The sequence below is a fragment of the Candidatus Thiodiazotropha sp. AKAK3 genome, from assembly GCF_058244645.1.
The window spans coordinates 115,166-127,059 of sequence record NZ_JBSYOQ010000024.1; the positions used below are offsets into that span (position 1 = coordinate 115,166).

11 protein-coding genes are annotated in these 11,894 nt (G+C 49.9%); 6 read left to right on the forward strand and 5 right to left on the reverse strand.

From position 1 onward, the window contains the following. The first annotated feature begins 108 nt into the window (after positions 1-108). Together AC4IE7_RS04375 and AC4IE7_RS04380 are read left to right on the forward strand one after the other, a co-directional pair. Positions 109-594, forward strand: a complete 486-nt coding sequence (locus AC4IE7_RS04375; protein WP_490775589.1) for a copper chaperone PCu(A)C — start codon at positions 109-111, stop codon at positions 592-594. Between the two features lie 123 nt (positions 595-717). Continuing rightward, the gene (locus AC4IE7_RS04380) at positions 718-1,764 is read left to right on the forward strand and encodes an HIT domain-containing protein (RefSeq protein ID WP_490775590.1); all 1,047 of its coding nucleotides are present in this window, start codon (positions 718-720) and stop codon (positions 1,762-1,764) included. Here the strand turns inward: AC4IE7_RS04380 and AC4IE7_RS04385 are convergent. After that, the gene (locus AC4IE7_RS04385) at positions 1,740-1,970 is read right to left on the reverse strand and encodes a hypothetical protein (protein WP_490775591.1); all 231 of its coding nucleotides are present in this window, start codon (positions 1,968-1,970) and stop codon (positions 1,740-1,742) included. The two genes, AC4IE7_RS04380 and AC4IE7_RS04385, sit on opposite strands and share 25 nt — an antisense overlap. A gap of 352 nt (positions 1,971-2,322) precedes the next feature. Here AC4IE7_RS04385 and AC4IE7_RS04390 point away from each other — a divergent pair, with 352 nt between their 5' ends. The 3 genes from AC4IE7_RS04390 to AC4IE7_RS04400 all read left to right on the forward strand — a co-directional run bounded on the left by AC4IE7_RS04390 (position 2,323) and on the right by AC4IE7_RS04400 (position 5,838). Beyond that, on the forward strand, positions 2,323-2,940 hold the full coding sequence (locus tag AC4IE7_RS04390; protein ID WP_490775592.1) for a c-type cytochrome: 618 nt from the start codon (positions 2,323-2,325) through the stop codon (positions 2,938-2,940). 492 nt (positions 2,941-3,432) lie between these two features. Then, entirely contained in the window at positions 3,433-4,236 is an 804-nt protein-coding gene (locus AC4IE7_RS04395) for an endonuclease/exonuclease/phosphatase family protein (protein WP_490775593.1), read from the forward strand. Positions 4,237-4,287: 51 nt separating this feature from the next. Continuing rightward, positions 4,288-5,838 carry a GGDEF domain-containing protein gene (locus AC4IE7_RS04400; protein ID WP_490775594.1) on the forward strand — a complete coding sequence of 517 codons (1,551 nt, stop codon included), beginning with the start codon at positions 4,288-4,290 and terminating at the stop codon, positions 5,836-5,838. Positions 5,839-5,997: 159 nt separating this feature from the next. Here the strand turns inward: AC4IE7_RS04400 and AC4IE7_RS04405 are convergent, their stop codons facing one another. The 4 genes from AC4IE7_RS04405 to AC4IE7_RS04420 all read right to left on the reverse strand — a co-directional run bounded on the left by AC4IE7_RS04405 (position 5,998) and on the right by AC4IE7_RS04420 (position 9,764). Next, on the reverse strand, positions 5,998-7,635 hold the full coding sequence (locus AC4IE7_RS04405) for a methyl-accepting chemotaxis protein (RefSeq protein WP_490775595.1): 1,638 nt from the start codon (positions 7,633-7,635) through the stop codon (positions 5,998-6,000). Between the two features lie 194 nt (positions 7,636-7,829). Further along, a complete protein-coding gene (locus AC4IE7_RS04410) occupies positions 7,830-8,432 on the reverse strand; it encodes a hypothetical protein (RefSeq protein WP_490775596.1) in 603 nt (200 codons plus the stop codon). Further along, positions 8,429-8,911, reverse strand: a complete 483-nt coding sequence (locus AC4IE7_RS04415) for a CreA family protein (protein ID WP_490775597.1) — start codon at positions 8,909-8,911, stop codon at positions 8,429-8,431. Before AC4IE7_RS04415 ends, AC4IE7_RS04410 begins: the two co-directional genes overlap by 4 nt. A gap of 463 nt (positions 8,912-9,374) precedes the next feature. Beyond that, on the reverse strand, positions 9,375-9,764 hold the full coding sequence (locus tag AC4IE7_RS04420; RefSeq protein ID WP_490775598.1) for a TusE/DsrC/DsvC family sulfur relay protein: 390 nt from the start codon (positions 9,762-9,764) through the stop codon (positions 9,375-9,377). Between the two features lie 221 nt (positions 9,765-9,985). Here AC4IE7_RS04420 and AC4IE7_RS04425 point away from each other — a divergent pair, with 221 nt between their 5' ends. Then, positions 9,986-11,722: a sugar phosphorylase gene (locus AC4IE7_RS04425; protein ID WP_490775599.1), complete on the forward strand. Its 1,737-nt coding sequence runs from the start codon at positions 9,986-9,988 to the stop codon at positions 11,720-11,722. Positions 11,723-11,894: the final 172 nt, after the last annotated feature.

Below are 11,894 nucleotides of genomic sequence, written 5' to 3' on the forward strand. Positions count from 1 at the left end.
CAAGGGGTTTATTGGGCCTCTCAAGAGAAGGGTGGTTGAGTATGTGTTCACGAGTTGCCATGCCAGACTGCCATTCCCCTAACTAATTTGAATTCTCGGGAGAAAGTAATGAACTTTCAGCGTTTTTCTCTACTCATCGGGTTTTGCCTGGTCTTCATGAGTCAACTGGTTTTAGCCGCTTCCGCCGGAGAGATGGTCATGGTCGACGATCCCTATGTCCGGGCTGTGCCTCCAGGGCAGCCGAATTCGGCCTCCTTTATGTCACTCCACAACAAGAGCGACAAAGGGGTTGCCCTGGTTTCCGCCAGCAGTAGTGCCGCTGAGGTGGTCGAACTGCATACCCATACCATGGAAGATGGCATGATGCGGATGCGTAGGGTGGAAAAGATAGATCTCCCGGCAGGAGAGATGACCAGTCTGAAACCTGGTGGGCTTCATGTGATGTTGATTGGCTTGAAACAGAAGCTGATCCCAGGCGAAATTATCGCTCTGACTTTGTCCTTCGATGATGGTTCTCAGCTCAAGGTGGATGCGCCTGTGCGTAAGTTGCGCATGAAGATGAAGTCTTCGGATCACAGTGGTCATAGTCACTGAAATCAAAGCAACCTCCGGGTAAGTCTGGGCCGAACAGTTTACCGGCAGGATGTCGGTAGACTATCTATTCAGAGGTTTCCTGTGGCTGCTACAACCTCGCGAGAGGGCTAAGAGATCGTTTCGATGGGCCAATCACCCTTTGATTCATTTTCCGGCATGCAAAAAGCATTTGCCACCGGTCTGGAGCGTCTGCTTCAGCAGCCGGGTCTGGGCAGTTATATTCTGGTTCATGCCAACGCTTGCTTCGATGAGGAGGTCAAGCGGATCTTGCAAACCCAGTTGCGTCACCGGTTTGATCAACACGCAGAGTATTGTCGTTTAACGCTCAGCGAAGGTCGTGAATTAGCTGGCGCAGCTGACGACAGTCTGGTCTTTCTGAAGCTAATGGCTATCGGTTTTGATGGTGTGCAGACCGCAGATTTTCGCCAGGAAGATGGATGGGAGCTTCAGTTCAATCATCTGCGTGCTTTTCGGCCATCCAGAATGACTACCGAAACAGTAACCGGGCTCAGTCGCCCTTTCGATGCCGATGGTTTCCACTTCAACAAGCCATTTCTAAGAAAAGAGGCATTTTGGAGAGGTGAGCTACACGGGGTGGAGGTGGAGCTCCTCTACAACAAATTCCCTTTTGTTCCAATGCATTGTCTGCTGGTACCCGACAGGAGTTTGCGATTGCCGCAGTTGCTGACACCTAAGTACCACAGATATGTCTGGGCCCTGGCTGAACGGATGTCTGGTTCGCTGCAGGATATTGGCATTGCCTATAACAGCTTCGGTGCTTATGCCTCGGTCAATCATCTCCATTTTCAGGTTTATGTTAAATCCGAGCCTCTGCCATTGATGCAGGATCACTGGCGTCATAATGGGGGAGATCGCGACTATCCTCTGGGTTGTGAAGTCTACCTGTCGGTAGACCAGGCTTGGCAGCGAATCGAAGCGCTGCACAAAAGTGAGACAAGCTACAATTTGATCTACCGTCCAGGCAAGCTCTACTGTATACCGAGAAAACGACAGGGGAGCTATGATCATGAGCCGTGGACCAGGGGCTTTGCCTGGTATGAACTCGCCGGTGGATTCACAACCTTCAGTCGTTCAGATTTTGACACTCTGGAAGGCTATGCCATTACCAGGGAACTGAGTAAACTTCAGCTCAGCCAGCTGACCAGGTAGTAGAGGCGAAGCCCCTCAGAAGAGCGGGAAGGACCGTTCACCTGAGCGGGGTGGTAATTCTCTTTTTCTGCAGCTTTTTCCAGCGCCTCTTCAGCCGATGTCATCAGGGTGACGCAATTCTCGGGAAAGCGGTCTCTACGCTGGCTGGGGGTATAGATCACCGCATAGCTGGTGCGCACGATCGACTGATCCGGATCTTTTTGCATGATGGCAGGCCTGAACTGGAATTCTGTGTTGAGTCTAACCTGATTATTACATTCAGTCTCTATTGAGCGGCTACCAGGAAGTCAGTGCCCTTAATTAGAAGTTCCTTGGATTTAGATAGAAATTTGAGGGGTTTTTCCAAAAGCGATTAATGAACCACTCAGGTGAGCCTGAGTCGAATCAGAAAATGTCATTTAAAGCTTGCTGAAGATCCATTTTGACCTTTATTAGGAAATTCTGGTATAGTTCCGCAGCTTTTTTAGGGTCTTTACAGCGCTCAGACTGTGGTCTGGTCAATTGCTGGGAGGCTCAGGATTTCAACCTATCCAGCATAATTTCAGAGCAGGATTGATAATGAATAAATGGCTCGTAACCGCAACCCTAGCCCTATCTTTCAGTGTTGGCCTGGCTAATGCCGCCGGCAATGCAGAAGAGGGTAAAAAGAACTCCGCTGTCTGTGCCGGTTGTCACGGCGCAGAGGGTAACAGTCCCATCAACCCGGTATGGCCAAAGCTTGCTGGGCAACATCCCCAATATATCGAGAAGCAGCTCAGGGATTTCAAAGCGAAAGACCCTAAACGCAGCGATCCGATGATGTCGCCAATGGCCGCGCCTCTGACCGATCAGGGTATTGCCGATCTGGCTGCCTATTTCTCCAGCCAGACAGTCAAAGGTGGCGTTGCAGCTGCTGATAAGGTCGAAGCAGGTGAGAACCTCTACAGGGCGGGTAACGCAAAAACTGGTGTCGCAGCCTGTATGGCTTGCCATGGCCCCTCTGGTGCAGGCAACCCACAAGCAAACTTCCCTGCCATTGCTGGCCAGCATGCCGCCTACATAGAGAAGGCATTGAAGGATTTTCGTGCTGGTAACCGAACCAATGACACCAGCAAAATGATGCAAGGTGTTGTAGAGCGAATGACTGATGCTGAGATTGCTGAGGTTGCTCAGTATATTCAGGGACTCAGTCGGTAACCCGATATAATGCATTTTTTTGAAAGGCGGTGTTTTGGCACCGCCTTTTTTGTTTCAGCTGCTTTCAGAATGGTTAGTGGCTTGTGGGCCGGCCCGAAGGGAGCCTCGTAGCGGGGCTCTGAGGGTTACCGCACTTACTGCGAGGCCCACTAGGCAGGGCTGTCTATCAGAGTTGGTATAGATGGCCACAACACACTATTCACCCGGCTTGAGTATATTGCTTTCAGGGCTTCAGGCTTGCGCTTGATCAAGATGTGGCTCGAGAGAAGGGGGGGGTCCCTTGTTATTGGTAGGCACACTGCAGCTGAAGGCATATACTTAGTCACCGGGTTAAAAATGTTCAGGGATTGAACGTAGTTCCAGAAGATCTTTGCTTTGTATGTTAAATCTGAACATACGGATTCAGGTTAAAGTGACGGTTTAGTCTTAAGTTTTTTGGCTTTTATCCGCAATATCAATAGATACCGGAGAGAAATTAAGCGTCGCTAAATAATGAATAAGCAAATCCTAGAAAATCAACCGGCTCTGGATGACACAAATCGTTTGCGCCTGCTCAGCTATAACATCCAGGCGGGTGCTGATACCCGCCGTTACAGTGAATATGTCACCAGTGGCTGGAAACAGGTTCTCCCGCATAAAGAGAAGCGAAATAATCTTAATCGTATTGCTCACCTGCTCAAGGATTTTGATGTGGTGGGATTGCAGGAAGTAGATTCCGGAAGCTTCCGTAGCGGCTTTATCGACCAGACCGCCTACTTGGCAGAGCAGGCAGGTTTTCCCCACTGGTATAAGCAGGTTAATCGCAAGCTGGGTAAATTGGCGCAACACAGCAATGGTGTGTTGAGCCGTGTAGAGCCAAGGATTATCACTGAGCATAGACTGCCCGGTTTACCAGGGCGGGGTGCGGTACTGATGGAGTTTCACACCAATGAGAAGCCCCTGGGTATCTGTATGATGCATCTAGCTCTGGGGCGGCGGGCCAGACTGCGTCAGTTCTCCTTTATCAGTGAGCTGGTATCCCACTATTCTCATCTCGTGCTGATGGGAGATTTCAATTGCGGATGCAGTTCGAAAGAGTTTCAGTACTTGATGGAGCATACCAATTTGCAAGGCAGTGCTTGCGATATGATGACTTTTCCCAGTTGGCGACCCAATCGCAAGCTGGATCATATTCTGGCCTCACCAAGTCTCAGGGTGTCGAAATCGGAGGTGCTCAACTATGCACATTCGGATCACCTGCCAATCACGCTTGAGATCGAATTACCTGAGAATGTTGTATTACCAGCTGCGGCTTGACCCGGTTCAATACAACTAAGCTGTTAATCTATAAGCTATATCTAGAAGCCTATGAACGATGTCGATTGGAAAAAACGCTATGAAGAGCTGTTGCACCAATATGAAGGTGAGGAAGAGGCAAATAAGGCACTAGAGGAACTGCTGACTCGAACTATTCTTCGCTTGACCATTGCTGCCAGCGGTCTGGACAACCGGCTTGAGCCTCACCTTAAGGCAGTACGGAATACTGTCAGAGGGGGGGCGAGTGTCAAGCTCAGCGATAAGCTGAATGAGATTACTGAAGGGTTGCTCCATTTTGCGGAAGAGAACGACAGCATCGCCAAGGATAGTGATGACGAAGTACATCTGAAGCTGATTGCCCAGTTGAAGCTCTCAAAGAAAGAGTCTGCTGAAGCCGGTGATCTGCTGAAGAAGCTGCTGGAAGATCCGGCTGCGATGGAAGAGAGTGCCTTCACCCGTCTGACCCAGCTATTGGGCCAGGGTGCTGATGCCACTATCGAGAAGAAGGGGAGTGGACTATTCGGTCGCTTGCTCGGGCGTGCCTCTACCTCAGATGAATCAGGACCTCAGCCTAACGATATCCTGCTGAACTTACTCGAACAGGCCTCCTGGCCTGGGCATTGGGGTGAGACTGTCAGCAGTTTAAAGCTACGACTGATCAAGGATGCTGCGGCAGATACCTGGGTTGGTGTTCTGGATGACCTGCTGTCTCTCTCGGCCAGGTCCTTTGGAGAAATTCAGTCTGAGATACAGGAGGCTGAAGATTTTCTCGAAGAGTTGACCCAGCGGTTGCAGGATCTTGGCCTGCATCTGCAAACTGCCCATGAAGGCCGTGACAAAATGGTTCAGCATGGGCGTGATTTGAGTGACACGGTTCATGGGCAGGTTGGTGATATCGGAACCCATGTTGCTGAGGCTACTGATCTTCACCAGCTGAAAGAGGCTGTCAGTCAGCGCATCTCTTCAATCCAGCAGAGTATCGATACCTACCTCCAGGAGGAGCAGGAGTGGCATCAGCAGGCAGAGCAGGGGGAGCACGCACTGCGTGAGCGCTTGGCGCATCTGGAGAAAGAGTCCTCCGATCTGCGTTCCCGCATGGTTGAGGCTCACCATATGGCGATGTTGGATACTGTAACCGGGCTACCCAATCGACTGGCTTATGAGGAGCGGGTTGAGCAGGAGCTGGCCCGCTGGAAGCGATTTGGCAGTCCGTTATCGATGCTGGTCTGGGATGTGGATGATTTTAAACTGATCAATGATCGCTACGGTCACCAGGCGGGAGACAAAGCGCTTCGCATAATTGCCCAGAGTCTCCAGGCCCGTTTGCGGGAGACCGACTTCATTGCCCGGTTTGGCGGTGAGGAGTTTGTCTGTCTGCTGTGTGGTACTGAGGGTGAAGAGGCATTGAGTGTGGCTGAAGAGATGCGCCATTCAGTGGAGAGCAACGGTTTTCACTCTCAGGGCAAACCAGTACGGGTCACTATCTCATGTGGGCTTACCAGTTTTAATGATAAGGATAGTCTGGAAAAGGTTTTCTCCCGGGCGGACAAAGCGCTATACAAGGCGAAACGCAGTGGTAAGAATCGTTGTGAGCTGGTTTGATTGGAAGCTGTGCCGTTTGCCTGGCAATTGAAGCTATTGTCAGGCACTGGAATAGAGAGTCCTGGTCTGAGCCGGCTTTCCATTGGGTGAGGCGCTAAGCTGCCATCCCCGTGCTTGTACCCCAAGGGCACTCGCTACGGGGCGTTGTGCTGTATTGACTTATGACGTTTTAAATTGCGAGATCATCTGATGCATTGACTCTCCCAGTTGCGAAAGTTCAGTGCTTGCTTGGGTGATCTGTTCGCTGGCTAAAGATGATTGTTGAGCGAGCTGAGAAATCTGAACTACGCTTTTGTCGATCTCCTGTGCTACAGCCGATTGCTCTTCAGATGCACTGGCAATCTGGGTGTTTCGTTCAGAGATGACGCCGATTGATGAGGCGATATCATTCAGAGATGTTGTCGCTTCTCTTGCCTTCTCTACCGTCGATAGTGTGGTAGCGCCACTTTTGTGGATGACGTCCACTGCATTTTGAGTACCGGACTGTAACCGTTCAATCATCTCTTTGATCTCAGCAGTTGCCTCTTGAGTGCGGCTTGCCAGAGAGCGGACTTCGTCGGCGACCACAGCGAAGCCACGCCCCTGCTCACCAGCCCGTGCAGCCTCAATGGCGGCATTCAGTGCCAGCAGACTGGTCTGTTCAGCAATTCCGCGAATCGTTTCTGAAACTGCACCAATGCCATCACTCTCTTTTGCCAGGAGATTGATTACGTCCGAAGCGGAGTCCATCTCGCTCGCCATATGATCGATGGCCTGTGTGACGCCATCGACGACACTCTTACCCGCCAGCGCCTGATCGTCTGCTGTATGAGCGGAACCCGCAGCGCTCTCTGCGCTTTCTGCAATCTCCTTGATGGTTGCGGCCATCTCGGTGACGGCTGTCGCCACCTGGTGGGTTTCGTTCTGCTGTTGGTTAAGATTCTCGTGGGTCTGTTCGGTGGTGCTGGAGAGTTCAACAGCTGCGGTTGCAAGCTGGGTGCTGGATTGAGCAACCTGCTTAATAATGTTTTCGATCTTCTCGATGAAACGGTTGAATTCAGTTGCCAGTTGAGCAACTTCATCTTTTCCACTCGAGTCGAGGCGACGGGTAAGGTCACCCTCACCGGTGGAGATATCATTTAGTGCGGCGACCGTCTCATTGAGCGGGCAGGTAATGCTTTTTGTAATGATGTAAGAGATAAACAAGAAGAGCGCTACGACAGTCATGGCCGCGACTGCAATCATGGTGGCAAAGTGCTTAAACTCTTCTTCAACATCGTCTATATAGATACCTGTACCCACGACCCAGCCCCAAGGTTTAAAACCTTTAACATAGGAGATTTTGTCAACCGGGGTGTCTGATCCGGGCTTGGACCATTTGTAGGGTACGCTGCCAGCGCCTTCCTGTTTGGCAATCGCTGCAAATTCACTGAAGATCCGTTTCCCATCGGGGTCTTTAAAGTCTGAAAGATCTTTGCCATTGAGTTGGGGTTTGATGGGATGCAACACAATGTGTGCGTTGAGGTCATTTATCCAGAAGTAGTTGCCACCGTTATATCGTAATCCTTCGATATCCTTGATAGCACGCTTCTGAGCTTCCTCCATGGTGATCTCACCCTTCTCAGCGTGAGCATGTTGTGAGTCTATCAGGCTGTGGGCGGTATCGACCAAAGCCTGAGTCTGAAGAATCTTTTCTTCAATTAAACCCGAGTGGAATGCATCAAGAGAGATCGCAGTTATAACCAGTAAGCCTAATAGTGTGGTTGCCGTTAACAGCCATAACTTCTTCTGTATTTGTAGTTGTCTGAGTATTTGCATTGATAGTGAGTCCGAATGATATGTGCAGAACAATTGAATGGCGTTACATCAATGCCATTAGGATTATGTTTCGGCTCAATGCGGATTTGCTTAAGAGTTTTTTTTGATAAATGTCAATGAAGTGAATATTGCGAATAAGATTCCTTATCTATGTCACAGAAAAGTAGGCAAGCCATTGTTTTATTAATGTTTTCTTAGGGTTTGGTGAAGCCAGTTTTTACTAATTCCTGGTGATAGAAAAAGTGCCAGATCTCTTCCTTGCTCGAATGCTTTAGGCTATCGAGCAGGCTTTGAGCAGGGATCGCTTCCTGGGGGAAAATATTCTCCAGATAAAGTAGAAATCGCCCGCAGCCGGCACTCTGCTTGAAGTCATATGTGGCCGGATCCTGTAAATGTCCGCAGTGAGGGCATTCAGACTGCCAGCCATCACCTTTCTCTTCCCATATTTTAAAAGTGTTCTGCCAATCGCCAAGTCGTTTGCGGCATCTTTCGCAGCGTGGGGGAAGGGTGTTTTTTCCGACAATTAACTTTGGACGGGGATATGGGCCATCCAGCAAAAGATGACAAAAGGGTTGATCGCTATCGTCAGGTGCAAGCCGGATAGAGGGTGAGCAGCCCATGAAGGTGATCAGCTGCATGAATGCTTCGCCTGGCAAGTAGGAGTGGCCAGTTTGGAGAGGGGTATCTATCAGGCCGATCTCCTGCAGTCTGGTAAAGATGGCCTCAGGATTTTCAGGTAACTGATAAGGGTTCTTTGGTGTGAGTACCAGGCGTCCGGTATGTAGCAGTTGGGTCATTGTGCAGTTGGTGTCTGTGGTTGTTTGCTCAATGGGTAGTAGAGGGGAACTGCAGTGATGCTGTTTTTAGGAGAACCATCGACCAATTTGTCACTGTAGGTCATATAGACCAGGGTGTTGCGTTTAGCATCATAGAAGCGAACCACCTGCATGGTTTTAAAGAGAATCGATGTGCGCTGTTTGAACACCTCTTCTCCATCTCTGGATTGATTGAGTATGTTTCCTGGAAGATTGACCGGGCCGGTCTGGCGGCAGGCGATAGAGGCGTCAGAGGTATCTTCAGCAATACCTATAGCACCGCCCACTCCTCCGGTTATTGCACGACTGAGGTAGCAGGTGACACCGGATACGGCGGGGTCATCAAAGGCTTCTATAGTAACCTTATCGTTTGGCCCAAGCATTCGAAACTTGGTGCTGACTTCTCCCAGCTGCTCTGCCTGAAGCGGATTCAGATAGAGGAAGATCAGTGAAACGGTCATAAGATATTTCGATGTCATGATGGTTGTATGAGCGTGTTAATCGTTGTTCTGTGTTGGTCTGCATCAGTGTTATAGATTAGAGCCGCTATGATACGCACTTTTGATGCCGGTAGCAGGTGTTCTGGTGGTGTGGAAAGTGTGAACTATTGATAGTTGCGAATAGAAGGGTGTGGCCCTGCCGTACCTTATTAATCTATGACTGAACCCCTGGTGCAGCAGGGCTGTACGCTACCCTCAATAATATCAGCACGATCTGTTTTTCTATTTTGAGGTGATTAGAGCACTTTAGCGGTTATGATCTTCATTTCAGTGCCCTCGATGGGATGGGGCTTTGGCATTTTGTGATGGCTAAAAAGTGACGCGCCCATCTAAGAGGCTGCAGAAGCGGATTATTCCACAGCCAATGACAGGCACGTTGCACATACCCCATCAAACTATCAAGGGTATAGCTCAATGGATTGATTTACAGGCAACTGCGTCCAACCGGTCTGCTCAGTCCAGCATAGCGGCAGGCCATTTTTGCACCACCGGAAAAGAGGGTTTCGATATAGCGCTTGGTCCAATGGCAATCGTCTTTGTCTTTGCACAGGTTTCTGGCCAGGATGGGCATTTCCGGCGCAATACCATACTCTGCGTAGAAGCGATGCAGAAAATCGATCAACAACCAGTGCTCTTCAGTCAGCTCCACGCCATCGGCTTCGGCGAGGGCTTCTGTGACCGCAGGACTCCAGTCATCAGGATTAATCAAATAGCCATCTTTATCTAGTGCGATCATTCGCCCTTCAACTTCTAAGGGAGTTGACTCTTTCAGGCTTTCAGGAGGGGTGCGGGTATCTGAGTGTTCTAACCTCATGGTGGATCTCCTTGGTGAAATGCAAGTTTTATCTAATCTGTTTTTTTAATGCTTGTTCTTTAACAATAGCAGTAGTGATGTAAGGTTTTTGGAGGTAGGTTGATCTGGATCAACTCTTTCATACTTAAGAGATATTGAATATAGTCAGTTTTTATTAGTTAAAGCGGCTCGATAATAGATTTCACTATAGAAATCCGTTAGGTGGCGGTATGAGAGTAGCGATGAGTGTTGATGAGTTGGATAACAAACTACTGGATCATCTAAGTCTGTTATATGGAAAAGAGAGGGCTACGGATCTGCTGCCCAAAGTGCTTGAGTTGATCAGTCGTCATATCGAGGCCCGGCAAGGTAAGCGTCTGGAGATTCCTCGCTGGGATGAAAAAGACAGTGTGCTGATTACCTATGGTGATAGTGTCCAGTATCCTGGAATGATGCCTCTGGCTGCATTGAAGCACTTCCTCGATCGACGCCTGAATGGTGTCTTCAGTATGGTGCATGTTCTGCCCTTCTTCCCCTACAGCTCTGATGACGGTTTCTCGGTCTCCGATTTTCGTGCAGTCAATCCGCAGTTGGGGGAGTGGGAGGATATTGAGCGACTGGGAGAGGGGTTCACCCTGCTATTCGACCTGGTTTTGAACCATATGTCCCGAGAGCATCTCTGGTTTGTTAATTTCGTACATGATGAAGAGCCTGGCCGTGACTATGTCGTGCAGGTGGCGCCGGAAGAGAATCTCTCCATGGTGGTGCGGCCGCGCAGTACCCCTCTGTTGAGCCATGTCCGTACACCCAGAGGGATGATTGATGTCTGGGCCACCTTCAGTAATGATCAGATCGATCTCAACTATGCCAACCCTGAAGTTCTGCTTGAATTCATCGATATCCTGCTGGAGTACATTCGTCGCGGTGCTCGCGCAATTCGGCTTGATGCAGTGGCATTTCTTTGGAAAGAGATCGGTACTTCTTGTATCCACCTGCCTCAAACCCATGAGGTGATCAAGCTTTTCAGAACCCTGGTTGATCTACTTGAGCCAGGTGCCATTCTACTGACTGAAACCAATGTTCCTCATCAGGAGAATATCAGCTATTTCGATGCTGGGGATGAGGCCAACATGGTCTATCAGTTCAGCCTGCCGCCACTGATACTACATGCCATTATGTGCCAGACCACTGGATACCTGGTGCCCTGGGCCCGGTCACTGGAGCAGGAAGCGCTGCCTGATGGTTGTACCTATCTCAACTTTACCGCCTCTCACGATGGGGTGGGATTGCGTCCCCTGGAGGGTCTGGTACCAGATGAAGAGCTGGATCAGCTGCTCGATATGATGCGCAAACGAGGTGGTTATGTCTCTATGCGGGCCACCACTGAAGGCAGGGACAGGCCCTATGAACTCAATGTCAGCTATTTCGATGCTTTTGCTGCCGAAGATGATGATGTCGATCCCTGGCACATTGCCCGTTTTATGTTATCCCAGACTCTGCCGCTCTCCCTTCGGGGTATCCCTGCGGTCTATATCAATGCACTGGGTGCGACCCCTAATGATCCGCTGGGTGTGGAGCGGACTGGAATGACACGGGCTATCAATCGTCGAAAGTGGGATGGTTCTGAGCTTGAAAGGCTTATAGATCTACCGCTTACCGACGCGGGCCAGGTTTTTCCTGAATATATCCGTAGACTGCGTATCCGCGGTGGAATCAAAGCTTTTCACCCTGATGCGCCACAGCGGGTGCTTGATCTACCTGAGGGGATATTTGGTGTGGAGCGAGTCAGCCTGGATGGTAAACAGCGTATCTATGCTATCCACAACATCACAGGTGACCTGGTCTCTGTCGATCTCTCGTCACTGGGGGATGTTGAGGTACGCTGGTTTGATGCGCTGCATCAGGTGGTTCCCGATATGGATGAGAGTGGTTTGAGATTCCGTCCCTATCAGACGGTCTGGTTGATGTCTAAGCAGTAAAGCTGGGCGCGTAAATCTATTACTGAATATCCTCCTCACCCAGTTATTTCTTTAGCTTTGTGATATATGGATTGAAGCGTAAATTGAAGTATGAGCTTTGATTCGCAGCGCCTTTTGGTGGGGCATGGCCCCACCCTACAAATAGCTGGGTGTTGTGGGGTAGGGTGGGGCC

What these genes read in the sequence shown, in the direction of transcription:
- AC4IE7_RS04425 (WP_490775599.1), top strand. Translation starts at nt 9,986, where the DNA reads ATGAGTGTTGATGAGTTGGATAACAAACTACTGGATCATCTAAGTCTG.
- AC4IE7_RS04380 (WP_490775590.1), top strand. Translation starts at nt 718, where the DNA reads ATGGGCCAATCACCCTTTGATTCATTTTCCGGCATGCAAAAAGCATTT.
- AC4IE7_RS04390 (WP_490775592.1), top strand. Translation starts at nt 2,323, where the DNA reads ATGAATAAATGGCTCGTAACCGCAACCCTAGCCCTATCTTTCAGTGTT.
- AC4IE7_RS04420 (WP_490775598.1), bottom strand. Translation starts at nt 9,764, where the DNA reads ATGAGGTTAGAACACTCAGATACCCGCACCCCTCCTGAAAGCCTGAAA.
- AC4IE7_RS04375 (WP_490775589.1), top strand. Translation starts at nt 109, where the DNA reads ATGAACTTTCAGCGTTTTTCTCTACTCATCGGGTTTTGCCTGGTCTTC.
- AC4IE7_RS04400 (WP_490775594.1), top strand. Translation starts at nt 4,288, where the DNA reads ATGAACGATGTCGATTGGAAAAAACGCTATGAAGAGCTGTTGCACCAA.
- AC4IE7_RS04395 (WP_490775593.1), top strand. Translation starts at nt 3,433, where the DNA reads ATGAATAAGCAAATCCTAGAAAATCAACCGGCTCTGGATGACACAAAT.
- AC4IE7_RS04405 (WP_490775595.1), bottom strand. Translation starts at nt 7,635, where the DNA reads ATGCAAATACTCAGACAACTACAAATACAGAAGAAGTTATGGCTGTTA.
- AC4IE7_RS04415 (WP_490775597.1), bottom strand. Translation starts at nt 8,911, where the DNA reads ATGACCGTTTCACTGATCTTCCTCTATCTGAATCCGCTTCAGGCAGAG.
- AC4IE7_RS04410 (WP_490775596.1), bottom strand. Translation starts at nt 8,432, where the DNA reads ATGACCCAACTGCTACATACCGGACGCCTGGTACTCACACCAAAGAAC.
- AC4IE7_RS04385 (WP_490775591.1), bottom strand. Translation starts at nt 1,970, where the DNA reads ATGCAAAAAGATCCGGATCAGTCGATCGTGCGCACCAGCTATGCGGTG.